Here is a 1,202-nt window from a genome sequence, read left to right as displayed (position 1 = left end):
CTGGTGGTATTCGAGAAATTGAGTTTATCGCGCAAGTTTTCCAACTGATTCGTGGCGGGCGAGAGCCATCTTTGCGCAATCGTGGCTTGCTCGAAACCCTAAGTGGTATTGAAGAGCTTGCACTGTTAACCCCGCAAGAAGTCAGCAATCTGGAAGCAGCATATAAATATTTACGCCAGCTAGAAAATCTACTGCAAGCAATGGCAGACAAGCAGACTCAAACGCTGCCCGATTGCGACATTGAGCGTTTAAAACTGGCAACTGCGATGCAGCTAGAGTCGTGGGAGCTGCTCATCGAACAAACTCAGCAGCACATGAACAAAGTGCATCAAGTATTTGAAACCTTGATTGGTGACGACGAAGAAGATGAGGGCAGCACGATTGCTCGTCATTTCCATGAATTATGGGATATGGCCAATAAACAAGATGTACTAGAGCTGATTTTAGAGCAGGACATTCAAGTTGAAGAGCCCGCCATATTCTCTAAAGCTATCATCACCTTTAAAGCCGACTTGGCCAAGAAAACGCTCGGCCCCCGTGGGCGAGAGGTCTTAAACCGCTTGATGCCAAAAGTGTTTGACGCGGTGTTTGCCCACCCAGACGCTCAATTTGGTTTACCGCGAGTGTTGCATTTACTACACAATATTTGCACGCGCACGACGTACTTAGAATTGTTGGATGAACACCCTGCCGCATTGGTGCAGTTAGTGCGCTTGTGTACCGCAAGTCCGATGATTTCCGAACAGTTGTCTCGTTATCCAATCCTTCTGGATGAGTTGATAGATCCTCAACAACTGTACAACCCAATTCCACTCGATAGCTATCGCACTGAATTGCGCGATTTCCTTGCCCGTATTCCCGAAGATGATATGGAGCAGCAAATGGAAGCGCTGCGTCAGTTTAAGCAAATTTGTATTCTGCGTATTGCCGCAGCGGATATCGCTGGCGTGCTGCCAGTCATGAAAGTAAGTGACCACTTAACTTATCTAGCAGAAGCCATTGTTGAAGCGGTGGTCAGCCAAGCGTGGCTTCAAGTGTCTGAAAAATACGGCGAGCCAACACACGTGAAAGATCGTGAAGGCAAAGGCTTTGCCGTGATCGGTTATGGTAAAGTCGGTGGATGGGAGTTGGGCTACAACTCAGACTTAGATATCGTCTTTATGCACGACTGCCCAGTTAATGTATACACCGATGGGAAGAAG

Annotated in this window: 1 protein-coding gene; it reads left to right on the top strand. The window is 47.6% G+C overall.

Annotated features, from left to right (window positions below; all coding sequences use genetic code 11):
* On the top strand, positions 1 to 1,202 hold a 1,202-nt coding region (gene glnE / locus R7P69_RS24890; protein ID WP_318121779.1), incomplete at both ends, for a bifunctional [glutamate--ammonia ligase]-adenylyl-L-tyrosine phosphorylase/[glutamate--ammonia-ligase] adenylyltransferase.

Source organism: Vibrio sp. 661 (assembly GCF_033339315.1).
Taxonomy (GTDB): domain Bacteria; phylum Pseudomonadota; class Gammaproteobacteria; order Enterobacterales; family Vibrionaceae; genus Vibrio; species Vibrio alginolyticus.
Note: the sequence above shows the minus strand (reverse complement) of the source record. Positions and strands in the feature narration are given on the sequence as shown.